General features: G+C 50.7%; 22 protein-coding genes. 11 read left to right on the top strand and 11 right to left on the bottom strand.

Translation table 11 applies throughout. From position 1 onward, the window contains the following. The first annotated feature begins 230 nt into the window (after nt 1-230). The 7 genes from secA to ACO0LL_RS03835 all read left to right on the top strand — a co-directional run bounded on the left by secA (nt 231) and on the right by ACO0LL_RS03835 (nt 8,240). Nucleotides 231-2,990, top strand: coding sequence for a preprotein translocase subunit SecA (secA, locus tag ACO0LL_RS03865; protein ID WP_422949565.1), 2,760 nt, complete (start codon nt 231-233; stop codon nt 2,988-2,990). A 205-nt stretch (nt 2,991-3,195) separates the two neighbouring features. Further along, a complete protein-coding gene (locus ACO0LL_RS03860; RefSeq protein WP_422949564.1) occupies nt 3,196-4,377 on the top strand; it encodes an acyl-CoA dehydrogenase family protein in 1,182 nt (393 codons plus the stop codon). Between the two features lie 102 nt (nt 4,378-4,479). Next, nucleotides 4,480-5,718, top strand: a complete 1,239-nt coding sequence (gene argJ / locus ACO0LL_RS03855) for a bifunctional glutamate N-acetyltransferase/amino-acid acetyltransferase ArgJ (protein WP_422949563.1) — start codon at nt 4,480-4,482, stop codon at nt 5,716-5,718. Between the two features lie 12 nt (nt 5,719-5,730). Further along, complete coding sequence (locus ACO0LL_RS03850) at nt 5,731-6,609, top strand: ATP-binding protein (RefSeq protein ID WP_422949562.1); 879 nt, start codon at nt 5,731-5,733, stop codon at nt 6,607-6,609. 1 nt (nt 6,610) lies between these two features. Continuing rightward, nucleotides 6,611-7,027: an NUDIX domain-containing protein gene (locus ACO0LL_RS03845; RefSeq protein WP_422949561.1), complete on the top strand. Its 417-nt coding sequence runs from the start codon at nt 6,611-6,613 to the stop codon at nt 7,025-7,027. After that, the gene (locus ACO0LL_RS03840) at nt 6,990-7,244 is read left to right on the top strand and encodes a helix-turn-helix domain-containing protein (RefSeq protein ID WP_422949690.1); all 255 of its coding nucleotides are present in this window, start codon (nt 6,990-6,992) and stop codon (nt 7,242-7,244) included. The genes ACO0LL_RS03845 and ACO0LL_RS03840 overlap by 38 nt, the downstream gene beginning before the upstream one ends. 519 nt (nt 7,245-7,763) lie before the next feature. Beyond that, nucleotides 7,764-8,240 carry an SMI1/KNR4 family protein gene (locus tag ACO0LL_RS03835; protein WP_422949560.1) on the top strand — a complete coding sequence of 159 codons (477 nt, stop codon included), beginning with the start codon at nt 7,764-7,766 and terminating at the stop codon, nt 8,238-8,240. 232 nt (nt 8,241-8,472) lie between these two features. Here ACO0LL_RS03835 and ACO0LL_RS03830 read toward each other — a convergent pair whose 3' ends face one another. From ACO0LL_RS03830 to ACO0LL_RS03815, 4 genes are read right to left on the bottom strand one after another with little or no spacing between them, the layout of a single operon-like run. Next, nucleotides 8,473-9,099, bottom strand: a complete 627-nt coding sequence (locus ACO0LL_RS03830) for a hypothetical protein (RefSeq protein ID WP_422949559.1) — start codon at nt 9,097-9,099, stop codon at nt 8,473-8,475. Further along, nucleotides 9,099-10,691 (bottom strand): substrate-binding domain-containing protein, encoded by a 1,593-nt coding sequence (locus tag ACO0LL_RS03825; RefSeq protein ID WP_422949558.1) that lies wholly within the window; start codon nt 10,689-10,691, stop codon nt 9,099-9,101. Before ACO0LL_RS03825 ends, ACO0LL_RS03830 begins: the two co-directional genes overlap by 1 nt. Before the next feature lie 18 nt (nt 10,692-10,709). After that, nucleotides 10,710-11,918 (bottom strand): toxic anion resistance protein, encoded by a 1,209-nt coding sequence (locus ACO0LL_RS03820; RefSeq protein WP_422949557.1) that lies wholly within the window; start codon nt 11,916-11,918, stop codon nt 10,710-10,712. A gap of 40 nt (nt 11,919-11,958) precedes the next feature. Further along, nucleotides 11,959-13,065, bottom strand: coding sequence for a hypothetical protein (locus tag ACO0LL_RS03815; protein WP_422949556.1), 1,107 nt, complete (start codon nt 13,063-13,065; stop codon nt 11,959-11,961). 462 nt (nt 13,066-13,527) lie between these two features. Between ACO0LL_RS03815 and alr the strand changes: the two genes are divergently transcribed. The 4 genes from alr (at nt 13,528) to ACO0LL_RS03795 (ending at nt 18,142) form a co-directional block, all read left to right on the top strand. After that, nucleotides 13,528-14,631 carry an alanine racemase gene (alr, locus tag ACO0LL_RS03810; protein ID WP_422949555.1) on the top strand — a complete coding sequence of 368 codons (1,104 nt, stop codon included), beginning with the start codon at nt 13,528-13,530 and terminating at the stop codon, nt 14,629-14,631. Nucleotides 14,632-14,703: 72 nt separating this feature from the next. After that, nucleotides 14,704-15,996, top strand: a complete 1,293-nt coding sequence (locus tag ACO0LL_RS03805) for a D-amino acid dehydrogenase (protein WP_422949554.1) — start codon at nt 14,704-14,706, stop codon at nt 15,994-15,996. Next, nucleotides 15,993-16,556, top strand: coding sequence for a hypothetical protein (locus tag ACO0LL_RS03800; protein ID WP_422949553.1), 564 nt, complete (start codon nt 15,993-15,995; stop codon nt 16,554-16,556). The genes ACO0LL_RS03805 and ACO0LL_RS03800 overlap by 4 nt, the downstream gene beginning before the upstream one ends. Nucleotides 16,557-16,585: 29 nt before the next feature. Next, complete coding sequence (locus ACO0LL_RS03795) at nt 16,586-18,142, top strand: sigma-54-dependent transcriptional regulator (protein ID WP_422949552.1); 1,557 nt, start codon at nt 16,586-16,588, stop codon at nt 18,140-18,142. Nucleotides 18,143-18,205: 63 nt separating this feature from the next. Here the strand turns inward: ACO0LL_RS03795 and ACO0LL_RS03790 are convergent, their stop codons facing one another. The 7 genes from ACO0LL_RS03790 to ispB all read right to left on the bottom strand — a co-directional run bounded on the left by ACO0LL_RS03790 (nt 18,206) and on the right by ispB (nt 25,057). Then, nucleotides 18,206-18,385, bottom strand: a complete 180-nt coding sequence (locus ACO0LL_RS03790; protein ID WP_162039882.1) for a DNA gyrase inhibitor YacG — start codon at nt 18,383-18,385, stop codon at nt 18,206-18,208. Nucleotides 18,386-18,387: 2 nt separating this feature from the next. Continuing rightward, nucleotides 18,388-19,143, bottom strand: coding sequence for a cell division protein ZapD (gene zapD, locus ACO0LL_RS03785; RefSeq protein WP_422949551.1), 756 nt, complete (start codon nt 19,141-19,143; stop codon nt 18,388-18,390). A gap of 174 nt (nt 19,144-19,317) precedes the next feature. Then, on the bottom strand, nt 19,318-19,944 hold the full coding sequence (gene coaE / locus ACO0LL_RS03780) for a dephospho-CoA kinase (RefSeq protein ID WP_422949550.1): 627 nt from the start codon (nt 19,942-19,944) through the stop codon (nt 19,318-19,320). Nucleotides 19,945-19,961: 17 nt separating this feature from the next. Further along, on the bottom strand, nt 19,962-20,786 hold the full coding sequence (locus ACO0LL_RS03775) for a prepilin peptidase (RefSeq protein WP_422949549.1): 825 nt from the start codon (nt 20,784-20,786) through the stop codon (nt 19,962-19,964). A gap of 35 nt (nt 20,787-20,821) precedes the next feature. Beyond that, the gene (locus ACO0LL_RS03770; protein WP_422949548.1) at nt 20,822-22,057 is read right to left on the bottom strand and encodes a type II secretion system F family protein; all 1,236 of its coding nucleotides are present in this window, start codon (nt 22,055-22,057) and stop codon (nt 20,822-20,824) included. A gap of 15 nt (nt 22,058-22,072) precedes the next feature. Beyond that, nucleotides 22,073-23,803, bottom strand: coding sequence for a type IV-A pilus assembly ATPase PilB (gene pilB, locus ACO0LL_RS03765; protein ID WP_422949547.1), 1,731 nt, complete (start codon nt 23,801-23,803; stop codon nt 22,073-22,075). 324 nt (nt 23,804-24,127) lie between these two features. Continuing rightward, a complete protein-coding gene (gene ispB, locus ACO0LL_RS03760; protein WP_422949685.1) occupies nt 24,128-25,057 on the bottom strand; it encodes an octaprenyl diphosphate synthase in 930 nt (309 codons plus the stop codon). Nucleotides 25,058-25,329: the final 272 nt, after the last annotated feature.

Here is a 25,329-nt window from a genome sequence, read left to right as displayed (position 1 = left end):
TGAGTTTGCCGATTCAGTCACCAATTGCAATCTCATGTCTGGGAATAGTTTGCCGGATGCGCGCCCAATAGTTGCTAAATAATCCATTTTGTTGCCTGAAAGGCAGGGAAATTGAGCAATTACTGGTGAATCGGGTGTCACATGGTAAAATCACAGGTTATCCTAATGTTGTTGTCAAATTAAGCACTATTTCAACAATTTTTTTAAGAATTTAACTTTCCGTTCATAGCATGTCATTCCTGACCAAGATATTCGGCAGCCGCAATCAGCGGCTTTTGAAGCAATACCAAAAGACGGTGCGTGAGATCAACGCATTGGAACCCAAGCTGGAAGCCTTGTCAGACGAGGCTTTGCAAGCCAAGACTGCAGAGTTCAAAGCACGTGTTGCGAACGGAGAGACACTTGATGCCATCCTCCCGGAAGCCTTCGCAGTCTGTCGCGAGGCCAGCAAACGCGTCCTGAAAATGCGTCACTTTGACGTGCAGATGATAGGCGGCATGGTTTTGCACTACGGCAAAATCGCTGAAATGGGCACCGGTGAGGGTAAAACCCTGATGGCGACCCTGCCAATTTACCTGAATGCTTTGTCAGGCAAGGGCGTGCACGTTGTTACCGTCAATGATTACCTGGCGCAGCGCGATGCCGAATGGATGGGCCAATTGTATGGCTGGCTGGGGCTGAGTACAGGTATCAACCTGTCGCAACTTGATCACGATGCCAAACAGGCAGCCTATGGCTCTGACATCACTTATGGTACAAATAACGAATATGGTTTCGATTATCTGCGCGATAACATGGTCTATGATGTCAAAGACCGTGTACAGCGCAGCCTGAATTTTGCAGTTGTCGATGAAGTCGATTCCATCCTCATCGATGAAGCCCGTACGCCATTGATCATTTCTGGCCAGGCTGAAAATCATACCGAGCTTTACTACAAGATCAATGAAGTACCTAAGCTGCTGACCCTGCAAGTCGGTGAAGAAACACCGGACGGCAAGGGTAAGATAGAAGTGCCAGGTGACTACACCAAAGATGAAAAAGCCCATCAGGTCTTGCTGACTGAAGCTGGTCATGACAAGGTAGAGCGCATCCTCACGCAAATGGGTTTGCTGCCTGAAGGTGCATCTGTATATGATGCTGCCAACATCACTCTGATCCATCATTTGTATGCTGCTTTGCGCGCACACGCCCTGTATTTCAAGGATCAGCACTATGTAGTGCAGAACGATGAAATCGTCATCGTCGATGAATTCACTGGCCGTATGATGACGGGCCGCCGCTGGTCTGATGGCCTGCACCAGGCTGTTGAAGCCAAAGAAGGTGTACGCATCCAGAACGAAAACCAGACACTGGCATCGATCACTTTCCAGAATTACTTCCGTATGTACACCAAACTGTCAGGCATGACAGGTACGGCAGATACAGAGGCTTATGAATTCCAGGAAATCTACGGTCTCGAAACCGTGGTTATTCCACCTAACCGTCCTTCGCAACGCAAGGACAGGCAAGATCAGGTCTATAAGTCTGCACAAGAAAAATACAACGCCATGCTGGTTGATATCCAGGATTGCTATGAACGTGGCCAACCAGTACTGGTAGGTACGACCTCGATTGAAAACTCTGAACTTCTGTCTGGCATACTGGAAAAAGCAGGCTTGCCACACAATGTACTGAACGCCAAGCAGCATGCCCGTGAAGCGGAAATCATTGCTCAGGCCGGTCGTCCAAAAGCCATCACCATCGCTACCAATATGGCGGGCCGTGGTACGGATATCGTGCTCGGTGGCAATGTCGCCAAGCAAGTGCAAATGATAGAAGCGAATGCAACTTTGTCTGATGCAGACAAAGAGACGCAATCGCAAAAACTGCGCGATGAATGGCAATCCCTGCATGAGACTGTGGTCAATGCGGGCGGCTTGCACATCGTTGGTACTGAACGTCACGAATCCCGTCGCGTGGATAATCAATTGCGCGGTCGTTCTGGCCGTCAGGGCGATCCGGGTTCTTCCCGTTTCTATCTGTCGCTTGACGATACGCTGCTGCGTATTTTTGCTGGTGACCGCGTCCGCGCGATCATGGACAGGCTGAAAATGCCGGAAGGCGAGCCTATAGAAGCAGGTATCGTTTCCCGCTCTATAGAATCGGCACAACGCAAGGTCGAGGCACGTAACTTTGATATCCGCAAGCAATTGCTGGAATACGATGACGTCGCCAATGATCAGCGTAAAGTCATTTACCAGCAGCGTAATGAATTGCTGGAAGCGCAGGACATGGCAGAGCTGATCTCCTCCCTGCGTCATGGCATGTTTGAAGACATCGTACGTGAATTTGTACCGGCAGAATCCGTCGAAGAACAGTGGAATATCCCAGGTCTTGAAGCAGCATTGCGTGATGAATGGGCGCTGGATCTGCCGCTGTCGCAAATGCTCAAGGACGACGCCAATATCACGGACGAAGACATTCTGGAGCGTGTGCAAAAAGCTGCCAATGATGTTTATGAAGCCAAGATATCCATCGTCGGCAAAGAATCTTTTGCCGGTTTCGAGCGCAATGTCATGCTGCAAAGCATAGATACGCACTGGCGTGAACATCTGGCTGCGCTGGACCATTTGCGCCAGGGTATCCATTTGCGCGGTTATGCACAGAAAAATCCTAAACAGGAATACAAGCGCGAAGCATTTGAACTGTTTGGTCAGATGCTCGAAGCGATCAAAAACGAAGTGGTCAGGACTGTGGTCACTGTACGTATACAATCCCGTGAAGAGATTGATGCAGCAGAAGAAAGACTGGCACAGTCACAGATTGAAAACGTCCATTACCAGCACGCTGATTTTGATGCAGATGCAACGCCTGAAGAAATGCTGGCGCCGGTTGCTGATTTTGGTACGGATCAGCCAGAAATCAATTACGCCCTGAAGGTAGGCCGTAATGACCCTTGCCCTTGCGGCAGTGGCAAGAAGTTCAAACAATGTCATGGCAAGCTTGCCTGATTATTGAGTAGTACAAAAACAAAAGGCGACCATTGGTCGCCTTTTGTTTTTTTGTCATCCGGCATTAATGCAGTAATTCCGTTATACGTCGCGCCCTTACTTGACGCAAGTAAAACCCAGAGTTAAAGTGAACGGGCGTGCTTATTTGAGCATCCATTCTATATTCTGGAATTGCAAGCTGTGATGACCAGACCTGAGGGGACTTATGGACTTGAACTTTAACGATGCAGAGCTGGGTTTTCGTCAACTGGTCCGTCATTTTCTGCAAAATTCATTACCTCAGGCCATTAGCCATAAAGTGCATCATGGCATAGCACTGGAAAAAAGCGATTACCAGCAATGGCAAAAGATATTGCACACTCAGGGCTGGGGAGCCTCCTCCTGGCCTGCTGTGCATGGTGGCACTGGCTGGTCTGCTGTGCAGCGCTATATATTTGAAGAAGAATGCGCCGCTGCCGGTGCGCCCCGCCTGCCGCCTTTTGGCATCAAGATGGTGGCACCCGTCATCATGGAATTTGGCTCGCCTGAGCAACAGCAGAGATTTTTGCCGAATATACTCTCCGCCGATGAATGGTGGTGCCAGGGATATTCAGAACCGGGCTCCGGTTCTGACCTTGCTTCCGTCAAGGCCACGGCGGAACGCAGGCGTGACAGCGAAGGTGAATACTACGTAGTCAATGGTCAAAAGACCTGGACCACGCTGGCGCATTATGCCGACTGGATATTTTGCCTGGTCCGTACAGACCGTGAAGCCAAGGCACAGCGCGGTATTTCATTTTTGCTCATCGATATGAAATCCCCCGGCGTCACTGTCAGGCCCATCATCACCATGGACGGCGCACATGAAGTCAATGAAGTCTGGTTTGATGACGTCAAAGTGCCGGTTGCTAACCTGGTCGGTGAAGAAAACAAGGGCTGGACTTATGCCAAGTTTTTGCTGGGACATGAGCGTACCAATATTGCGGGCATAGGCATTGCCAAGCGCGAGCTGGCCAGACTGAAAAGAGTGGCAGCACGTGAATTCAAGAATGGCAAGCCGCTCATGGAAGATGCTGCCTTTGCTGCGCGCGTAGCACAGGTGGAGATAGATCTGATGGCGCTGGAAATGACCAATCTGCGCGTCTTGTCAGCAGAAGAGCAAAGCCATGCACCACGGCCGGAAGCATCGATACTGAAGATCAAGGGTACAGAAATCCAGCAGACTATCTCTGAATTGCTGGTGCAGGCGGTAGGAGAGCAGGCCTTGCCCCTGCGTGACCGTCAGGACACCAGCGAGCTGGCCAGCCCACTCGCCATCAATTACCTGAACATGCGCAAGCTATCCATCTATGGTGGTTCAAATGAAATACAAAAAAATATCATTGCCCAAATGATCATGGGGCTCTGAGGGGCTTTGCTGTTGCGCGTGAAATTTCCTCAGCGCAAACATGCTTCGCAGTGCAACAAAATGCCCTACAATGTCGGCTTGATTTCAACGCAAGGAAAAACCATGGCCGTTAATTCCCCCATCCCTGTGGCTGCAGATTTGAAACCGGTAGCCGGCATACGCCTCGGTTATGCCGAGGCTGGCATACGCAAGCCCAATCGCAAAGACGTACTGGTCATGGAACTGGCCCCTACGGCAACCGTCTCCGGGGTATTTACGACCAACCGCTTTTGCGCAGCCCCCGTGCAGGTCTGCAAAGCCCATCTGGAAGGCCTGCACATGGCATCCAGCCCTATCCGTGCGCTGGTGGTGAACACGGGTAATGCGAATGCCGGTACCGGCGATGCTGGCCTGGCTGCTGCGAATGCAACTTGCGCTGCCCTGGCAGAATTGCTGGGTTGTGAAGCCTCTCAAATCCTGCCATTTTCTACTGGCGTGATCCTCGAACAATTGCCAGTAGACAGGCTGGTCGCCGGTTTGCCTGCAGCCATCGCCAACCTGACAGCGGACAACTGGTTTAATGCCGCTACTGCCATCATGACTACCGATACCCAGCCCAAGGCGGCATCGGCGACGGTGGAAATCAATGGCAAAACCGTGACCATGACAGGCATCAGCAAAGGTGCGGGCATGATCAAGCCAAATATGGCGACCATGCTGGGCTATCTGGCGATAGATGCCAAGGTTGCGCAAAATGTGCTGGATCACATGGTTAAGCAAGCGGCTGACAAATCCTTTAATTGCATCACCATCGATGGTGATACTTCCACCAATGATTCCTTCATGCTCATCGCTACTGGCGCGGGTGAAGTTGAAGTCAATGATGTCGAGACACCAGAATATGTAGCACTGGCAGAAGCCGTGACTGCGCTGTCGCAAAAACTCGCCCACATGATTATCCGTGATGGCGAAGGCGCGACCAAGTTCATGACGATTGCAGTGGAAGAGGGCCGTGATGTAGAAGAATGCCGCAAGATCGCTTATTCGATCGCCCATTCTCCATTGGTAAAAACCGCTTTCTTTGCTTCTGACCCTAACCTGGGTCGCATTCTGGCAGCCATTGGTTATGCCGGTGTGAATGACCTGGACGTGGGCAAGCTCAACCTGTATCTGGATGATGTCTGGGTCGCCAAGAATGGTGGCCGCAATCCTGACTACCGCGAAGAAGATGGCCAGCGCATCATGAAGCAGAGCGAAATCACCATACGCGTCAAACTCGCGCGTGGCGATGCGGCAGCGACAGTTTGGACGTGCGATTTGTCGCATGACTATGTCTCCATCAACGCCGACTATCGCTCCTGATCTGGACAGACAATGACGCAGCTTGATCAATTTCTCTTGCGTGCCGAGCATTTGCTGAGCAGGCTGGAAAACATATTGCCTGCCAGCACGCCAGCACCTGACTGGAATCTGGGCTTTGCCTATCGTTGGAGAGTGCGTGGTGGGCGTGGTGGCCAGGGTTATTTACAAGTCGTGCGTCATGCTTCGACCATAGCGCTGGATGACTTGCGCAATGTCGCTGCACAAAAAGCCCAGATAGAACAAAACACCAGGCAATTTGTGCATGGCAAACCAGCCAATAATGTCTTGCTGACTGGTGCACGTGGCACAGGTAAATCATCGCTGATCAAGGCTTGTCTGAACCAGTTTTCTGACCAGGGTTTGCGCTTGATCGAAGTGGATAAAGCCGACCTGGCTGACTTGCCGGACATCGTCGATTTGATCGCCGAGCGCCCAGAGCGTTTCATCGTCTTTTGTGATGACCTGTCCTTTGAAGAAGGCGAGGCTGGTTACAAGGCCTTGAAGGTGGCACTGGATGGCAGTATTTCTGCCCAGTCCGATAATGTACTGATCTACGCCACTTCAAACCGCCGCCATCTCTTGCCTGAGAAAATGTCAGACAATGCCAGCTATAAATATAGCGATGATGGTGACCTTCATCCGGGTGAAACGGTAGAAGAAAAAATCTCCTTGTCCGAACGCTTTGGCCTCTGGGTATCTTTCTATCCTTTCAAACAGGATGATTATCTTGACATCGTCGCTTACTGGCTGGGCAGTATGGGTTGTACCTCTACCCAGATAGAAGAAGCACGCGGCGATGCCCTGCGCTGGGCTTTGCAACGCGGTTCACGTTCTGGCCGCGTGGCCTGGCAATTTGCCCGCGACTATGCTGGCAAACTGGCGGAGTCTTGAGATGAGCGCAAAACCTGTAGATGTCGCTGTTGGCATCCTGATGAAAGCCAATGGCGATGTCTTGCTGGGACAACGTCCCGCTGGCAAACCGTATGAAGGCTATTGGGAATTCCCGGGTGGCAAAGTGGAGCCTGATGAATCCATACTCGACGCCCTCAAGCGTGAGTTTGTCGAGGAGCTGGGCATACAAGTGTTGACCGCTGAACCCTGGTGCGGTGTTGAGCATATCTATCCACATGCCCATGTCAGACTGCATTTCTATATCAGCCGTGAATGGCAGGGCGAGCCGCAAAGCCTGGAAGGACAAGCCTTTGCCTGGCAGGGCAGCGTGGAACTGACGCCCTTACTGCCTGCCACCATACCCCTGCTGGAATGGCTGGATGCCTTGCGGCACGAAGAACAGAGCCTGGCAGGTTGATCCAGCCGCTGTTTTCGGCATCCAGTTAAATCAAATCATTCCGCCTGACCCGCAGGCTCATCACTCAGGCCTGCATGCCATGGCAGAAATTGCTGCTTTCTTTGGCGTGCACTATGTCACGGTGAGCAGGGCGGTGCGGGCGTTTGAGAAAAAAACTGACTTGTCGAACGAGCTGTATTGGGGTTGTGTATTAAGTCTGCGAGTGCAAACGATTTAAGAATGTCGTAAGGTAAGGGCTGACCATATATCCTGCTCGCATAAGCTGGATGTTTCCCAACTCTGACCACGATGATTTGATACAAAAGGTCGCTACATTTTACGCGTAATGGTACGGGGGGGGGCGAATCCGGTAGCCACAGATCTGCCCGTCACTTGAACGCAACGCTGTACTGAGATGCTTCTGGAGTAGCTGTGCTACTTGGGCGAAATCCAGCTTTATATTTCGCTGGATCCACATGGGTGAAGCTATGATTCACGCAGCCACACGTTGAAGCAAAAGGCACGATGGCATTTTGAAACAAGCGTGTGATGGCATGCTAAATCTTATCGCGGTGTGTTGCGAGTATGTTGTTCGACTGCTTGACTGCCGGGAGGCTAATGAGTGACCCCATATCCATTTTTGCGACTCATGTACAAGGATAATAAAGCAGGTCAAAGAAATGTTCCCTAATGTGAATGTTCAAGTTCAAAGTGGGCCAGGTGAGAGAAACCCAATTTTTAGAAAAGGAGCATCTAAGTGTTTAGTTACTTAAAGTGGTTAGATGGATCAGGGCTTGTTCTTGATGAAACTGATATTGTAGGGGTTGCCAAGGAAGAAATACTTGAAATTGAACGTGAGTTCAACGTACCTCTACCCGGAGCATATAAAGATTTTTTGCAACAATGTGGGCGAAAAGCTGGATTGTTTGCAAGAGATATAAATATGTTTTATCCGGATATTCTTGGAATAAGGGAATGCTATGAAGGTGTTAAAGAGGAATATGGTATTCCATTTGAAGTGCCCAAAGATGCCTTTATTTTTTATGCGTACCAAGGGGGCTTCTTCCACTACTTTATATGTGATGGTAACGAAGATCCTGAAATTTATTCAGTTAACGATGGGCAGATTGATGCTCATTTTGTGATCGGTAGTTTCTCTACTTTTATAAAAGAAGCAATTTTAAGTTATCAAAAAGCCTTTTATGATTCACCTAGCTTGGATTGGATAAATTGAGAAATATTTTGGTCACTTAAATCCAGTTCCTTGAAGACTACTGAGTGAGTTTCCCCTTTCTGAAACATGTTCGCCGGCCAGTTCTTTTAATTCGGTCGTATAAGTTTTTTTTGGGGTTTCTGTTCATCATTTGTCGTTCCAAAGTTACGTTTATTTTACGCCACCATTGAGGAACTAAATTTCGACGGAACCTCAGTTAAGAAGTTCAACTCACATGGTCTATCAGTAAGCGTCATTGTATGAAGCTCACCGTATGAAATTTTTCTTTTAAAAATTCCCCATTGATGACCAGGGAGTCTGCATCGTTCTTGTAGATATCGGTGGCGATTTTGCCGAGCTGGGTTTCTAGCAGATGCAATTGTTCCAGCAGCAGCTGTTTGCAGGTCTTGCCGTTTTCTATGACATGCATAGTGGCAAAGGCGGTCGGCAGGTGCAAATAATTCTTGATGGTTTGTGGCAGATCGCGGTTGACTGCGTTGATCAGCAGGCTCACATAATTCATCGCTACTTCACCAGAAAAAATCTTGGGTGCCAGGTCTTGCAAGATACTCTGTATCCTGTGCAGACCATCGACGGCCTCATGCGGCAGGCGTGATTTTGATTCGCGTATCAGTGCATCGACGCTGTCTGTCAGGCTGCTTTGCGAGCTTTCGCTCTGCAGTTGCAATTCCAGTTCCTTGTCTGCCGGTATGGCCAGCCAGGCGACAGTGTACAGGGCTGCGACGATGGGGAACCACCAGTCTGCGATGATGCCGGTAAAAAACATGCCCAGCCCTAGCAGGGCCAGGCAGCAGCCAAGTAGATTCTGTGTACTGTACAAGAACAACAGAGCGCGCATTTTGAACGTCAGGGGCTGCATTATTGGTATCCGCGTATTTCTTTGAAGATGGATTGCAAACTCGCCTTGCGGCTGTCAAACATTCTGCCGCCAGACAAGTCCGAGAGTTTTTTCAATTCATCTGGCGCTGCTTCACCAAACAGCACGGTGAAAATCTTGATGCCTTTTTCATTGTCCGGCAGAGCCTTATACCAGCCTTCAAACTCATTGTAGTTGATGCCATTATTATTGATGCCATCCGTCATGACGATGATGGAATAAAAACGTGCAGGGTCGGCACGCTTGCGCTCCACCGCCTTGGCATAGGCTTCTCTGGTCGCAGAAAAAATGGCGGTACCACCATTGGCGCGCAGGCTTTGCACATGTGAAGACAGGGCGGACAGTGTTGCCTGATTATCTTTTTCTGCGTTACCCATCTCGAACAATTCTGCATTGCCTACCTCATTGCTGAAGGGCAGTATCAGTATGCGTTCACGGTTGCGGAAGCGGGCAAAGCGGCCGCTGATGCTGGCGTCTGCACCCGAGAGGCCCTGCATTGCAGTTTTCAAATCCGTGATGCGTGCACCCTGCATGGAGCCGCTGGTATCGAGCACAAAGGTGCTGTCAGTTGGCAGGCGCAGGTGATTGTCGAACGCACTCAATATCGCATCGACGACATTCAATTTTGCCGGGAAAGAAAGTTCTACCAGGGCCTGTTTGGGAAGGTCACTGACCACCACATCGGGGTTGACTGGCCGCCGCAGGGTGGTGCTGTACATGGCTTGTTGAAACTCTAGGCCACGCAGGTAGGCGACCACCTTGTCATAGGCTTCGCGTTTGGCAGGGTTGATCAGCATGATGGGATAATCTGCCGTAACGATGCCATCCTGAGGATAAACCAGCACCAGCTTTTCTTTCAGCGCCGCATCGCGGTTCATGCTCTGTAATGTAGAAGCATAATTGATAATGCCATCTACCTTGTCCTGCTCGCGCACATAGGCATCGGCCAGCCAGCCCGAGCTGCCTGCAGTCAAGCGCTGTGCCTGAAAAAAAGCCGTCAGGCTTTTGGCATTGATATCTTTTTCTTCGAGTGCGTCACCCTGACCAGACAAGGCTGCTGCCAGGCCCAGCAAGCCTGAGAAACCGGTATTCGATGAAGACGGGCTGGTCATGCCAAAGGTGAACTTGCCTTTTTTTGCCGCTTCGGCAATGTCTTTCCACGTGACGGCGGGGTTGTCTTTCCAGCCCAGTGCGGTGGCCTTGCTGTCTTTTAAACCCAGTACGACCGGCGTCAGCATGGTTCTTTCCGACGCCAATATGCGTGCCTTGGCAGCGGGCAAGAGCATCGCGTACTTGTTGCTGGCCAGCCAGGCCAGATCCACCTGTTCACCTGACTGTAATTTTTCAACTGCTTCCAGCGTACCGGTATATTGCAGACGCAAGCTGATGCCGGTTGCCTTGGTGATGGCGGGCAGCAGCGGCTCTATGTCCTTGAGTTCGGACCCTGCCATCACAGTCAGGCTGCTGGCGGGGGTGTTGTCCGCCGGTGCCGGCACCGCTTTATTACTCTTGCCGTCTTTGCAGGCTGCCAGGCCCAGCGTCACGACCAGCAACAGGCTGACGAGTTTATACATGGATTTCATCGCTGATCTCTAGAGTTTGACAGGGCCATCTGGTGCTGCCAATGCTGCTGACGTCATGGCGCTACGCGCCTGCTCCGCGCGGGTCTTGTCCATGTACTGTTCAGTGCGGGCGATCTGCTCTTTGAGCATGGTGTTATTCTTGCCCATGCTGTCTATTGCCTGCGAACGGAAATTATCCATCGCATCCATGGCCTTGAAGGTGTTGTCGAACATCTCCTGGATTTTCTGTATGCCTATCAGAGGATTGGCGGCAAATTCGCCGGTCTTTTCCACATGCCTGCCCAACTGTCTTGAGGTCTCGGTGACCAGATCGCCTATGGTGTCGCTGACGCCAGTCAGCATTTCCATGACCTGCATCTGGTTGCCGGTGGCGCGTGCTACCGTCTGTGCTGTTGCCATGGCGGACATGCCAGTTGTGGCAACGCGGTTGCAGCCGTTGACCATTTCACGTGCTGTTTTCTTCAGCAAATCCATGGACAGGTAGCCGTTGACGTTGACCGCCATCTGCGTTTGCATATCCTGCAGGTTCTGGCGCGCGTAAAACAGTACTTCCTGTTCCAGTGCCTTTGCCCGCAGGGGATCACTCGCCTTGATTGTCTCTACATGGTTGGCGACGTGTTTGTCGAGCTGTTCGGCAAAATAGATCGCGCCCTTGAGTTTTTGCATGGCTTCCCAGAGCTTGGTTTTGACGAGTTCAATTTCCGTGGCATCACGCTGCATGTCATCACGCGCTGCATAAATCTGTGTCATCAGGGTTTGCAATTGCGAACCGGCGGTCTGGAACTTGCGGAAGTAAGCTTGCAGCTTGTTACCGAAAGGGATGATGCCGAGTATCTTGTTTTGCGTCAGCAAATCGCCTTGCTTGCCAGGATTTAAGTCATCGAGCATGACGCGCATGTCTTGCAGGGATTTGAAGGCGGCAGTATCTTCTATGCCAACAAAATTGCGGTCCATGAAGCGGCCTGTCATCAGTGCCGATGCATTCGAAATTTCTTCCCTGCCCAGGCGGAAGGCAGAATCCAGTTTGCTTTGAAAGCCGCTGCTTTGTACATCTTCTTTCAGGATGCTGTCTATATAGGCGTTGACCTGTATGTCTATCCTCTCTTGTACTTCAGCCTTCAGCGGCACCATGTCCGGTGCTTTTTTTTCTGCCACCGGTGTCAATACTTCTGGCGGTGTCAGGATCAGGGTAGTTTCTTGTGTGGTGGTATCAGTCATTTGTATGTCCTGTTTAATGTAGCTTGCCAAGAGAGGCGCATTACTGAAATTTCTTTTCTATGTTCTGGATCATGCGCTCCAGGATTTCGAAGCTGGGCGGATCAATGACATCCACCAGCGAGTTCGGTGCCTGCAGGTTTTTACTCTTCAGAAACGCGGCAAAATGCTCGGGCGTTGCCGTACGGTAGCCGTATTCAGCTGCCAGTTTCTGCAATTCAGGATCGGTGGCCAGGGCTTCACCAAGGCGACGGCCATTTTCATTGAAGGGCACGACGATGTGCTTGGTATAGATAGTGGGCTGAGGGTAGAGCAAGACCATGTCGGCATTCGGTTTTGGCCGTTTGGACTGGTATTCAAGGAACTGGCTTTCATAAATCATCACCAGTGGCGCCTTTCCCATACCCATGGTGGTGTAATCCTCAAAAGGCCCGGCGCTGCTGGCTTCCTGCAAGCCCTGGCGCAGGAACAGTGAGGATACGAAGGGCAGGACTTTATTGAGCTGTTCATTGTCATCAACGACGTTATTGTCATTGCTGACATAGCTCGCGAGTGACAGGTACATGGCGGCGGAATTGGATTTCCTGACGTCGGTGGAACTGATCAAAATACTTTTGCCGGTGGCATACGCGGTATTGTCCTTGAGTTCGCGCCAGCGTGTGCCTTTCTCGCTGAGACTCAGCAGCTTTTTCATATCGACGATGTAGTAGGCATCATTGATCTTCCTGACTATGCCTTCTGTCTCTAGCGTCGGTATCAACTGTACCCAGGAGGCGATTGCCATCGGTGTGAAGAAGGTGGGGTAAACCTGTTTTGCCTTGGCTTTGTTTTGCAGTGCCAGGGCGGCGGGTGCGCCGGCGGGGAAGGCAAAATCATAGGTAGTGAAGTCACGGGAGATGATTTCGCGCGAACCGGTCTTTTCGACTTTGACGCGCAAGCCTTTGCTGGCGAGAACAGCAATGACCCGGGGGTCAGAAAAATACGATTCCTTTTCTGAACCTATCATGCCCTTGACTTCAACCACCGCTGCGGAAACCTGTCTGGCAGCTTCGAGTGCATGATTTTTCTGGTAAGACGTATATGTTGCAGCACCTATTCCTATTAACAAAACCACCGCAAGGGCGGGACCAAGTATTCGTTTGATTTCCATTAGGCAATATTCCCGGCATGTTAATTCATGACACGAATGATTATGCGCATGCATTTATGACAGTTTCGTGACAGTCGTGTGACGATGATGTGACGTTTATGTGACAGCAGGGAAAAAAGCAATAAGCTTATTTTTGAATTTCAACTGTTTTCTTTTGCGTAGTTTCCACAATTGCCTGCTGATCTGGAGGCGGGAATCATGCGTTTCTATTTCTTAAATGATTTAGTGTATTTAATTCCTTACACTGTATTCAAATCAATACAATGTGTCGTTTTATGTACATTACCGAGGCTGACCTCTACACTGAGTGATAACAGAAATTCATTGCGTATTGAATTCAATACAGTTTTGAATATATTTACCGATTGCCGTTTGTAAGCTATTGAATTTATTCAATAAATTTTTTTGGCACAAGGATTGCTTCTACAAATCACGTTAGCTTACGTGATGGAGTGGTGAAATATGATGCAAGTAGCTGGAAAAGCAGGCGCAGTACTTCGTATTGATCTGAGGGCAGTACGGGATAACTATCGCCTTTTGCAAGGCATGCTGGGCTCTGAGCAATGTGGAGCAGCGGTGAAGGCCGATGCCTATGGTCTGGGTGTGGTACCCGTTGCCAGGGCCTTGCTGCAAGAATCTTGCAGGCATTTCTTTGTGGCACATCTGGAAGAGGCAATTTTCTTGCGGCCCCACCTGCCGGCAGAGGCAGAAATCTATGTCATGCATGGTTCGCCGGTAGGCTATGAAGCAGAATTTCTCGAAAATAATTGCATACCAGTATTAAACAGTATCAGTCAGATAATATCCTGGCAGCAACTTGCGGCGAAAATACAACGTACTCTGCCAGCCATCGTGCAATTTGATACAGGCATGGCACGCATGGGGCTGTCTGAGGCTGAAGCAAATCAATTGTTCGCGCAGCCTGAGTTGCTTGACGGCATACAGGTGCAATATCTGATGAGTCACCTGGCCAGCGCCGAAGACCGGTCGAATTCCGCCAATCAGCAGCAACTGGCTGCTTTCAATGCGCTGCGGGCGCGCATGCCAGGTTGCAAGGCCAGCCTGGCCAATTCTTCAGGCATTTTTTTAGGAAAGGACTTTCATTTTGACCTGGCCCGCCCGGGTGCTGCCTTGTATGGCGTGGCACCTGTTGCCGGTCAGGCTAATCCCCTTAAGCCGGTCGCTTATTTGCAGGGCCGGATTATTCAGACACGTGAAATACCTGCCGGTACTGGTGTTGGTTATGGTGCCACCTGGCGCAGCAAGGAAACCAGCCGTATCGCCACCGTGGCGGTCGGTTATGCCGATGGCTGGTTGCGTAGCCTCAGTAACCGCGGTATTGCCCATATCGCCGGATACGCTGTCCCCATGGTTGGTAATGTGTCCATGGACACCATTACTCTGGATGTGAGTGCTGTACCTGCAGAGCATTTGCAGCCCGGTGCTCTGGTAGATCTTATTTCTGCTCAGAACACAGTAGATCAGGTCGCTGCCAGGGCGGGTTCCATAGGCTATGAGGTGCTGACCAGTCTGGGTGCGCGCTATGAGCGCAGTTACAGCGACTGAAGCAAACCTGAAGCGCAGCGGCACGGACCAACGGAATAAATCGACAATTAAAATATAAGCGGGAGAAACAAAATGAAAGTAGTGATCTTGGGTGCGGGTGTTATCGGTACAGCGTCAGCCTATTATCTGGCCAAAGCAGGCCATGAGGTGACTGTCATAGAGCGCCAGCCAGCAGCAGGTCTGGAAACCAGTTATGCCAATGCAGGCGAAGTTTCTCCAGGTTATTCAGCACCATGGGCAGGCCCTGGCGTGCCGCTGAAAGCGATCAAATGGCTGATGATGCAGCATAGCCCGCTGGCGATACGCCCCAGCTTTGATCCGACCATGTGGCGCTGGGTCACGCAGATGCTGATGAACTGCACCAGCAAACGCTATGAAATCAATAAAGGCCGCATGTTGCGCATGGCTGAATACAGCCGCGATGTCTTGCAACAATTGCGCAGCGATACCGGCATCAGCTACGACGAGCGTACCCAGGGTACACTGCAACTGTTCCGCAACCAGCAACAACTGGACGGTGCAGAGGCCGATATCGCCATCCTCAAACGTTACGATGTGCCCTATGAAAAACTGGACAAGGCCGGTTGCCTGAAAGTGGAACCCGCACTGGTCAATGTGCAGGATAAATTTGTCGGTGCCTTGCGCCTGCCAGGTGATGAAACCGGCGACTGCTTCAAGTTCACCCAGAGCCTGTCCAAATTCGCGCAAGAACTGGGTGTCCAGTTCAAATACGGCGTCAGCATACAAAGACTGGTCAAGAGCGGCGATACGATCACTTCTGTCATCACCTCGGAAGGTGAGATCAAGGCAGACTGTTTCGTATTGGCACTTGGCAGTTATTCCCCGATTCTCTTGAAAGAATTGGGCATTAAGATTCCTGTTTACCCTATCAAGGGCTATTCAATTACCGTCCCGATTACCGACGCACAAAAAGCGCCGGAATCGACGGTCATGGATGAGACCTATAAAGTCGCAATCACCCGCCTGGGCGACCGCATACGTGTCGGTGGTACTGCCGAAATCACCGGCTATAACCTCGACCTGCGTGCAGACCGCCGTGCCACCCTGGAGCATTCAGTGACTGATTTGTTCCCAGGTGGTGGCGACGTCAGCAAAGCTGAATTCTGGACTGGCCTGCGTCCCATGACGCCGGACGGCACCCCTGTCATTGGCCCTACGCCTTACCGCAACCTGTACCTGAACACCGGTCATGGCACGCTGGGCTGGACCATGGCTTGCGGTTCTGGCCAGTTCATTGCTGACGTGGTTTCTGGCAAGCGCCCGGCTATTTCTACTGAAGGTTTATTCATGGACCGTTACGGCAGCGTAAACAGTCCAATTTTTATACACAAGGAGTTGGCATGAATGCAATTGAAGAATTACTGTCATCAACCCAGGTCTTTTCTGATGCCAATCTGAATGCGCGGTTTTTTACCGCCATAGAGTTACTGGCACAAATCATGATGGTCATGCCGCGTACCGCGAATATCACCGCGCTGGCACAGGCAACAGGCAAAACCCCGCGCCTGATACGTTCGATACTCGCCGTGCTGAGCAAGGATGCTCTGGTCAGCCGCGACAGCAAGGAGAAAGATGCCTGGCATTGTCGTGACTGCAATGGCATCATCACCCTGGCAGATGTCTACCGTAGCTTCGTCAATGCAGAAGAACGCGCTGCTGCCAAGGCAATCGAAAAAGCGGTGCAGGAAGAAGAGACAGAAGTACCACAGGAAAGACGCACTACCCGTACTTCCAGCCAGCAAAGTGTCGATCTGCTGATGATGCAAGTTAAAATGACGCTCAATCGTGCAGTCTTGCAGCAACTGGAGCAATTTGACCTGGGCCGTTTGCGTGGCCTGGCATCGAATAGTGCCTTCCGCCGCCAGCATGCCCGCCCACGTGGTTATATCCCTGAGCCATATTAATCATCATCGTTTCATTATATTAGTAACGCATGCGCATCAATATCCAGTTCAAGGACAGAGTAGGTATTGCCCACGAAATACTGGCGGTATTGGCGCGTCGCGGGCTCAATGTGGTGGCGGTTGAAGTCGATCCACCAAACATCTATATCGACAGCCCTGAGCTGTTGGAATTCATGCTGCCCTCATTGCAGGCTGATTGCGAGTCTGTACGTGGGGTAGGTGAAATCAAGGTGCTGGATGTCTTGCCTGGCATACGACGACGCCTCAATCTCGACACCATGATGGCCGTCATGGAAGACCCGGTGCTGGCGATTGATGCCAGCGGCCATATCGTGATTGCCAATGTTGCCGCTGCCACTGCTACCCGCTTGAGTGAGTCCAGCCTGTGCCAGCGCAGCCTGAACCAGGTGCTTGACGATGCCGGCATACAGGAAGAGCTGGTCAATTGCGGTTTCCGCCTGCCCAGCCGTGAAGTCAGCCTGAATGGCGAGCCTTATTTCATGGATGTGACACCGGTATCCGAGCCCCAGGGCCTTGATATTACCCATGGTCGCTCGGTAGGTGCCGTACTCACCTTTCACGCACCTACCCGCATAGGTGGCCGCCTGCATGCCCTGCAGCACTCGGAAGGCAGCGGTTTTCATTTCATCATCGGTGAATCTGAACAGATAAGCAGCCTGAAAACCAAGGCAGCACGGGTAGCCGTGGTTGATGCCCCTTTGCTGATTACGGGCGAGACCGGTACCGGTAAAGAATTGCTGGCCCAGGCTTGCCATGGTGTCAGTGGCCGCAACAATGCGGCTTTTCTGGAATTGAACTGCGCAGCCTTGCCAGAAAGCCTGGCCGAGAGCGAATTATTTGGCTATATGTCTGGTGCCTTCACCGGTGCCCAGCGTGGCGGCAAGCCTGGCTTGTTTGAAATGGCGGACGGTGGTACTGTCTTTCTCGATGAGATAGGCGAGATGTCGTTGTACCTGCAGGCCAAGCTCCTGCGTTTCCTGAATGATGGCAAGTTCCGCCGCATAGGCAGTGATAAAGAGGTCAAGGTGAATGTGCGCATCATCAGCGCGACCCACAGGAACTTGCGCAAGATGGTGCAGGAAGGCAGTTTCCGTGAAGACCTGTTTTACCGCCTGAATGTCTTGCACCTGGAAATGCCAGCCCTGCGCGAGCGCCCTGACGATATTCTGCCGCTGGCCAGGCATTTCATAGAGCGCGCCTGCACCCAGGCGCAAAAACCAGTATGCCGTTTGAATTCATCGGCCTGTGCCGCCTTGGTGTCGAATCACTGGCCAGGCAATGTCAGGCAATTGCAGAATGTAGTGTTCCGCGCGATTACCATGTCAGACCAGCGGGTATTGGAGGCTGCTGACCTCGATTGGGCAGAAGGCAGTATTACGGCTGAAGTGGTGAAGAGCGATGCGACCGAGAGCTGGGAGTTGTCGGTGAATGCTTTTGAGCGCAGCTTGCTGGAAAACCTGTATCCACAATATCCCTCCAGCCGCAAGCTGGCGACACGCCTGGAGACTTCACATTCGATGATCGCCACCAAGCTGCGTAAATATGGCATTCCACAAAAACGCTAGTTTTGGATAACAGGCTTAATAAACGATTGAATAAGCGGCTTAATATGCAGCTCAATAAGCAACTTATTCAGCCAGTTCTTCCGGATCTTCAGGTAAATTGACTGCAGGTATCGTGTATTTCTCTTCAGCCCAGGCACCCAGGTCTATTTGCTTGCAGCGTTCAGAGCAAAAAGGACGCCAGCGGTTCGCTTCTTTCCATTCCACCTTGGTTTTGCAGGTGGGACAATCAACAAAAGTAGCCATGTTCAGAAATTACAGAGAGTCAGGTCAAACGGGATATCGTTTTCGTAGGCCTTGGGCTTCATGTCGCCATCCTGGGACATAAAACGTATCCACAACATATATTTATTCGCAGAGATTTCAGGTATCGCACCCAGTTCCTGCAGGACATTGACGCGCAATAACTGATAAACCTTGCCTTGCAGCATCTGCTGGTAACTGCCAGCCTGGGCAATGACTTTGGAAGTCGAGCCAGATTCGCGCAACAGGCGCAAGACTACATTGATGGCATCAAACAGCGGGGCGATAGGGGCAAACCAGGCGCTGATGTCGGCAAAACGTTTTTCTGCCGAATTTTTTTGCCAGGCATGGTAGCTGGGCAAGTCAAATTCACAGGCACCGCCAGGGATGATGGTGCGGCCGCGTATGCTCATCAGCCATTCATTATCGCGTATGTTCTGGCCGGTCTTGCCTGTGCTGGCAACCAGGGCACTGCTGGCGCGATCGACGTCATCCAATACTTTATCCAGCATTTCTGCCTGCACATTGGGGTTGGATTTGAAACTGATGAGTGTGTGTCTTTGTCTTTCGAGTTCTTGCAAGAGATCAGATTTGAGGTCGGCGCGACCAGCGACTTCCAACATTTCAAAAATGGTGGCAAGGGCAACGTGATGCTGCATGGGATCAGACTGATGCAAGAAAAACGTGAATTTTTCGTGTAAGTCTTCCAGCCGCAATAACGTGCGAATACGCTCGTTAAAAGGGTATTCGTAAACAATCAAAATAGTTTCCCTGTCAAAATTTGGTGCTCATCAAAGCTGCACATGATTCTGAACCATACTGTGTGAAATTACAAACACCGCGTGCAGATTTCCATTATTTTTTTTGTAGGAAAATGTTGCATGTGCTTTCAATATCCTCTCGCTGATACTGGCGTTTGCGTACAGGCTTAGTCTCTAATGCTTGTTTTTTGCCAGTCTTAGATACAGCTCATGCAAGCGCAAAACTTCTTCGCTTATATTTTTAAGGTCGCCATTGTTGACGATGACATCATCAGCGGCAGCCAGCCTGGCTTGCCTGCTGGCCTGGTTGCGCATGATGGCCTCTACCTGTTCACGACTTAACTGGTTGCGTGACATGACGCGTTTGATTTGCGTCTCTTCATCACAATCAACGACCAGGATGCGATCGACGCGCTGTTTCCAGTTACCTGACTCTACCAGCAGCGGTACCACGAAAATACGGTAGTCACCTGTGGCTTCGTTTGCTGCACGTTCTGTTTCTGTACGTATAAGCGGATGCAATATGGCTTCGAGCTTCAGTTTTTGCGCCGTATCAGCAAACACCAGTTGCCGTATGCCTGCCCTGTCCATCGCACCATCTGCGGTAATAAATGCATCACCAAATTGCGCGCGTATGGCAGGGATAGCCAGGCCGCCAGGCGTCGTCAGCTGATGGGCGATCAGGTCGGTATCAATCAGTGCTGCGCCCAACTCGCCCAGCATATTGGCGATAGTGGTTTTTCCGCTGCCTATACCGCCTGTCAGGCCTAGTGAAAAAACAGGCGTGGAATTGTCAGCCATGCCAGCCATCCCAGCCATCACAAAGTGCTCAGATAAAAATCGACAATTTGCCGGCCCCAGATCAGTGCTATCAAACCTGCACCGGTCAGGTAGGGGCCAAACGGTATTTCTGTTTCCCAGCCAAATTTCTTGGAGATAATTTGTCCTATGCCTATGACCGAGCCTACCAGGGTCGATAATAAAACAATAACTGGCAACATGCTCCAGCCCATCCAGGCACCAAAGGCTGCCAGCAGCTTGAGATCGCCATAGCCAAAGCCGGGTCTGCCACGCAGTTTTTCATAAATCCAGTTGATTAACCATAGCGACATATAACCTATGGCGGCTCCCAGTACTGCGTCTTTCAAGGTAGCAAAACCACCGTAGGCATTCAGCAGCAGGCCCAGCCACATCAGGCTCAGGGTCAGGTCATCCAGCAGCAATTTATGGTCTATGTCGATGAAGGTCATGGCGATCAGAAACCAGACAAAGACCACCGCACTCATGCCCACTACGCCGCTGCCAAAATGCCAGATCATGCCTGCAGTGAGCAGGCCCGTCAGGGCTTCTATCAGGGGATAACGTATGGAAATTTTGGTTTTGCAGCCCGTGCATTTGCCACCAATGACGAGGTAGCTGATGATGGGTATATTTTCCAGTTCCGTGATCTTGTGCCCGCAATGCGGGCAGGCGGAGCGAGGCAGCATCAGGTCAAACCTGTCCTGGTGCGGCAATGGCTCCTGCCTTTGCTCTGCGACAAAATTATCCACTTCACGCAGATACATTTTAGGCAGGCGATAAATCACCACGTTCAGGAAACTTCCTATCAGTAGTCCCAATAGCCCGAAGGCTATTGTGGACAATCCATGCTGTGGGCCTGCAAATAAAAACGTCTCAATCATCCTGCGACCGAACCCATTTTGAAGATAGGCAAGTACATGGCAACCACCAGGCCACCAATGACCACACCCAGAATCACCATGATGATAGGTTCCATCAGGCTCGACAGGGCAGCAACGGCCTCATCGACTTCATCTTCATAAAAGTCGGCAACCTTGCCCAGCATTTGATCAAGGGCACCGGACTCCTCACCAATCGCCACCATTTGCGTGACCATGGGAGGGAAGACATTGGCATTCTGCATGGCGACAGTCAGGCTGGTACCAGTACTGACTTCAGTCTGGATCTTGATGGTTGCATCCAGATACACGGCATTACCGGCAGCTCCACCAACGGAATCCAGGGACTCAACCAAAGGCACACCAGCGGCAAACATGGTGGCCAGCGTGCGTGTCCAGCGGGCGATGGTTGCTTTTTTGATCACGTCACCAAAAATCGGTGCCTGCAACAACGCTCTGTCCATGAATTGTTGCATCTTCAATGAGCGACGCCATGTCTGCATGAAGAAGTAAATGCCGCCAAACAAGCCACCAAAGATGATGTACCAGTATTTGACGAAATTGTCCGAGATGTTCATGACGATCAGGGTAGGCGCTGGCAACTCTGCACCAAAGCTGCTGAAGGCCTGCTTAAACGCCGGAACCACCCAGATCATGATAACTGCGGTCACGATAAAAGCGATACCCAGAATGGCGATAGGGTAAGTCAGAGCTGATTTGATCTTGCCCTTGATGGCCATGGTCTTTTCTTTGTACAGCGCCAGGCGTGTCAGCAAGTCTTCCAGAATACCGGCTTGCTCACCTGCACCCACCAGATTGCAAAACAAGGGATCAAAATACAGGGGAAATTTGCGGAAGGCAGCGTTCAGACTGGTCCCGGTTTCTACGTCACCACGGATATCCTGCAATAATTTGGAGACGGAGGGGTTGCTATGGCCTTTGGACACAATATCAAAAGACTGCAACAGCGGTACGCCTGCCTTCATCATCGTTGCCAGCTGGCGGGTAAACAGGGTGATGTCTTTATCAGTAATCGCCTTGCCGGAGGTATAGCTCTTCTTTTTTAACTTGGTAACAAGAATGCCTTGCCTGCGCAGAGTGGCATTCACAATGGCTTCACCGCCAGCGCGCGTTTCACCCCTGACGACCTTGCCAAATTTGTCCTTGCCTTCCCAGGCGTACAACTGCTCCTTGGGTTGCCCTGCTTTTGCTGATTTTGCCAGATTGGTTGCCATATTAATTTTCTCTTATTATTCGTTGGTACATCCGAGGACTTCCTCGAGGCTGGTCAGTCCCTGTCTGACTTTCATCAATCCAGATTGCCGTAAATTTCTGATGCCTTCACGCTGCGCCTGCTCTTCAATATCCAGAGCACCAGCGCTGGCCAGAATCAAGCGTTCTATGGGTTCGGAAATAGGCATCAACTGGTAGATACCGACCCGGCCTTTATAGCCGCCGCCATTACAGCGTTCGCAGCCCACCGGACCATAAGGTTTCCAGGTGCCATCAAGATCATCATCCTTAAAGCCAGCTGCCAGCAAGACTTCGTCGAGAATCTCAACCGGTTTCTTGCAAGTGCAAAGACGACGTGCCAGCCTTTGTGCCGTGATTAGAATGACAGAAGAGGCAATATTGAACGGTGCTACACCCATGTTCATCAGTCGGGTCAGGGTAGCGGGCGCATCATTGGTATGCAGGGTAGAGAACACCATGTGACCCGTTTGCGCAGCCTTGATGGCGATATCAGCGGTTTCCAGGTCACGGATCTCACCCACCATGATGACGTCAGGATCCTGACGCAGGAAAGACTTCAGAGCCACTGCAAAAGTCAGGCCAGCTTTGTCGTTGACATTGACCTGATTTACACCAGGCAAGTTAATCTCGGCCGGATCTTCGGCAGTCGAGATATTGATGCCAGGTTTGTTAATGACGTTAAGGCAGGTATACAGAGAAACGGTTTTACCAGAACCGGTAGGCCCGGTCACCAACACCATGCCATACGGGCGTTGTATCGCCTCCATCAAAATGGCCTTGTGGTCTGGGTCATAACCCAGCGCATCAATACCCATCTGCGCTTGTGAACCGTCCAGGATACGCATTACGATCTTTTCGCCAAACAGGGTGGGCAAGGTGCTCACACGGAAGTCGATCGCCTTGTTGGCATTCAATTGCAATTTCATACGACCATCTTGCGGAACACGCTTTTCCGAGATGTCGAGTTTGGAGATAACCTTGATACGGGAAGACAACTTGTCTTTGATGGCCAGCGGTGGCTGGGCAATTTCCCTGAGCTCACCATCCACCCGGAAGCGTATGCGGTAGAATTTTTCGAAGGGTTCAAAATGCAAATCGGATGCGCCCAGATTAATCGCATCAATCAGCATTTTTTGCAGAAATTTAACGACAGGCGCATCATCAATTTCAGTAGCCTGTGCTTCAGCTGCTGCACCTGCGCCAAGATCATCTTCCTTGAATTCCAGCTCAAATTCATCGCCACCGATTTCATTGAGGCTTTGCTCTGACGACTTGCCCAGCTTATCCAGCAATTTGACCAGGGCATCGTGCTGCACGATGATAATGTCTATACCCAGGCCAGTCTGGAATTTGACTTGGTCCAAGGCAGAGTTATTGGTCGGGTCGGAGATCGCCAGCGATACTTTATTGCCTTTTTTGGCAATTGCAATCAGGCGCTGAGATTGCATGAGTTTTTGATCAACCAGCTTTTCCGGGATCTGTGACTCATTGATCAGTGATAAATCCAGCAAGGGATAGCCAAAGGCATCTGAACAGAAGGTTGCAAGGTCGCGTGCGCTAACCGTGCCGCTCTGCGTCAGAGCATCAATAAAGCCGGTTTTGTCTGTCTGTGCTTTTTTACTGACAGTGTCAACCTGGGCGGCAGTCAATAAATTGGCCTGCGTCAACGCTCTCGCCAAGCCAGAGCTTGGCATCTGGGATGCTGAATTTGGTAAGACTGCGGACATAGGATCTTTTGAGTAAAATTTGCCAATACAATCAGTTGCCTTAGGATAATGCAACTAAGCCTGTTATTTGTAAAGTCGTTCCCCAGCGTACAGGCCGGGGAATGGGCAAAAAATGCAGCACTGTTACAACTGCATCGAGTTTTAAATCTATTTGCTAATGACGGCAAAGATCTACAGCTTCTTTACTCTGTATAGAATGTTTTCCGGTAAATTGCCACGCTGAATTTACCAGTCTTTTGTTTCCGCAGTGCCGCATGGATTTTAAGCAGGGATGCAATCCTGCTTAATTTTGTAACAATCTGTTAAATCCACAAATTTGTCGATTTAATGATTCCTTCCGACGGCGAAGGCGCAAAGCTTGATCATGGCCTGTTTATACTGATTGTCTGGCCAGTTCGAAATGGCTGTTGCGGCGCGCTCAGCAGCTTTCACAGCTTCATTTTGCGTATATGCGAGAGCACCTGATTGCGTAATGGCAGCCAGTATCGCATCAAATTTGGATTCGTCACCATTTTCTATGCAGGCACGTACCAGTTCGCGCTCTTCTGATGTACCGTTTTTCATCAGATAGATCAGGGGCAGGGTAGGTTTGCCTTCGCGCAAGTCATCACCGACATTTTTGCCTATATCCTCAGCATTGCCAGAATAATCAAGAACGTCATCAATCAGTTGGAAGGCGGTTCCCAAAGACCGGCCATATTCGCCTGCGGCTTCGATTTCCGTTTGATTGGCACCCGCAATGAGGGCACCGATTTCTGCTGCTGCCTCAAACAGTTTGGCAGTTTTTGAGCGTATCACCTGCAGGTAGCGTTCTTCAGTCACGTCAGGGTCATGCATATTCAGCAACTGCAGAACTTCGCCCTCGGCGATGACATTCGTCGCGTCTGCCAGGATTTGCATGATTTGCATGCTATTAATGGACACCATCATCTGGAAGGCACGTGAATACAAAAAGTCACCTACCAATACCGAGGCAGCATTGCCAAACAGGGCATTGGCGGTCTTGCGGCCACGGCGCATGGAAGACTCATCCACCACGTCATCATGCAACAGCGTGGCTGTGTGTATGAATTCAACAATAGCGGCAAGTTCATGATGATGCTTGCCTTTATATTGAAAGGCATTCGCTACCAGCAAGACCAGTACTGGGCGTATGCGTTTGCCACCGGCGCTGATGATGTATTCGGCGATCTGGTTGACCAGGGCAACTTCAGAATGCAATTTGTTGCGAATTACCTGATTCACTTCGTCCATATCGACGGCGATCAGTTCAGTGATGGGGTTTTGGTTATTTGTGGCAGACAAGGGAGAACCTGCATAAGAATCCGGGATGACCGCGATTATACGATGCAGTGCTGGTATTTGCTTGAATTGCACCAGTTCTCTTGCGCTTCATCCAGAGATCACCAGTCAATTGCCTGTTTACTATTGGTGTGCTGAAAAAATATGCAAATAGTCTTTGACGCGTTGAGCAGGATTATGTACAATTTGGGGTTTTCCCGACTTCCCGGATGCGTTTTTGTCTG

It is taken from the genome of Undibacterium sp. TC4M20W (assembly GCF_049340245.1).
Lineage (GTDB): Bacteria > Pseudomonadota > Gammaproteobacteria > Burkholderiales > Burkholderiaceae_D > Undibacterium.
Note: the sequence above shows the minus strand (reverse complement) of the source record. Positions and strands in the feature narration are given on the sequence as shown.

What these genes read in the sequence shown, in the direction of transcription:
- secA (WP_422949565.1), top strand. Translation starts at nt 231, where the DNA reads ATGTCATTCCTGACCAAGATATTCGGCAGCCGCAATCAGCGGCTTTTG.
- ACO0LL_RS03860 (WP_422949564.1), top strand. Translation starts at nt 3,196, where the DNA reads ATGGACTTGAACTTTAACGATGCAGAGCTGGGTTTTCGTCAACTGGTC.
- argJ (WP_422949563.1), top strand. Translation starts at nt 4,480, where the DNA reads ATGGCCGTTAATTCCCCCATCCCTGTGGCTGCAGATTTGAAACCGGTA.
- ACO0LL_RS03850 (WP_422949562.1), top strand. Translation starts at nt 5,731, where the DNA reads ATGACGCAGCTTGATCAATTTCTCTTGCGTGCCGAGCATTTGCTGAGC.
- ACO0LL_RS03845 (WP_422949561.1), top strand. Translation starts at nt 6,611, where the DNA reads ATGAGCGCAAAACCTGTAGATGTCGCTGTTGGCATCCTGATGAAAGCC.
- ACO0LL_RS03840 (WP_422949690.1), top strand. Translation starts at nt 6,990, where the DNA reads ATGCCTTGCGGCACGAAGAACAGAGCCTGGCAGGTTGATCCAGCCGCT.
- ACO0LL_RS03830 (WP_422949559.1), bottom strand. Translation starts at nt 9,099, where the DNA reads ATGCAGCCCCTGACGTTCAAAATGCGCGCTCTGTTGTTCTTGTACAGT.
- ACO0LL_RS03825 (WP_422949558.1), bottom strand. Translation starts at nt 10,691, where the DNA reads ATGTATAAACTCGTCAGCCTGTTGCTGGTCGTGACGCTGGGCCTGGCA.
- ACO0LL_RS03820 (WP_422949557.1), bottom strand. Translation starts at nt 11,918, where the DNA reads ATGACTGATACCACCACACAAGAAACTACCCTGATCCTGACACCGCCA.
- ACO0LL_RS03815 (WP_422949556.1), bottom strand. Translation starts at nt 13,065, where the DNA reads ATGGAAATCAAACGAATACTTGGTCCCGCCCTTGCGGTGGTTTTGTTA.
- alr (WP_422949555.1), top strand. Translation starts at nt 13,528, where the DNA reads ATGATGCAAGTAGCTGGAAAAGCAGGCGCAGTACTTCGTATTGATCTG.
- ACO0LL_RS03805 (WP_422949554.1), top strand. Translation starts at nt 14,704, where the DNA reads ATGAAAGTAGTGATCTTGGGTGCGGGTGTTATCGGTACAGCGTCAGCC.
- ACO0LL_RS03800 (WP_422949553.1), top strand. Translation starts at nt 15,993, where the DNA reads ATGAATGCAATTGAAGAATTACTGTCATCAACCCAGGTCTTTTCTGAT.
- ACO0LL_RS03795 (WP_422949552.1), top strand. Translation starts at nt 16,586, where the DNA reads ATGCGCATCAATATCCAGTTCAAGGACAGAGTAGGTATTGCCCACGAA.
- ACO0LL_RS03790 (WP_162039882.1), bottom strand. Translation starts at nt 18,385, where the DNA reads ATGGCTACTTTTGTTGATTGTCCCACCTGCAAAACCAAGGTGGAATGG.
- coaE (WP_422949550.1), bottom strand. Translation starts at nt 19,944, where the DNA reads ATGGCTGACAATTCCACGCCTGTTTTTTCACTAGGCCTGACAGGCGGT.
- ACO0LL_RS03770 (WP_422949548.1), bottom strand. Translation starts at nt 22,057, where the DNA reads ATGGCAACCAATCTGGCAAAATCAGCAAAAGCAGGGCAACCCAAGGAG.
- pilB (WP_422949547.1), bottom strand. Translation starts at nt 23,803, where the DNA reads ATGTCCGCAGTCTTACCAAATTCAGCATCCCAGATGCCAAGCTCTGGC.
- ispB (WP_422949685.1), bottom strand. Translation starts at nt 25,057, where the DNA reads ATGGACGAAGTGAATCAGGTAATTCGCAACAAATTGCATTCTGAAGTT.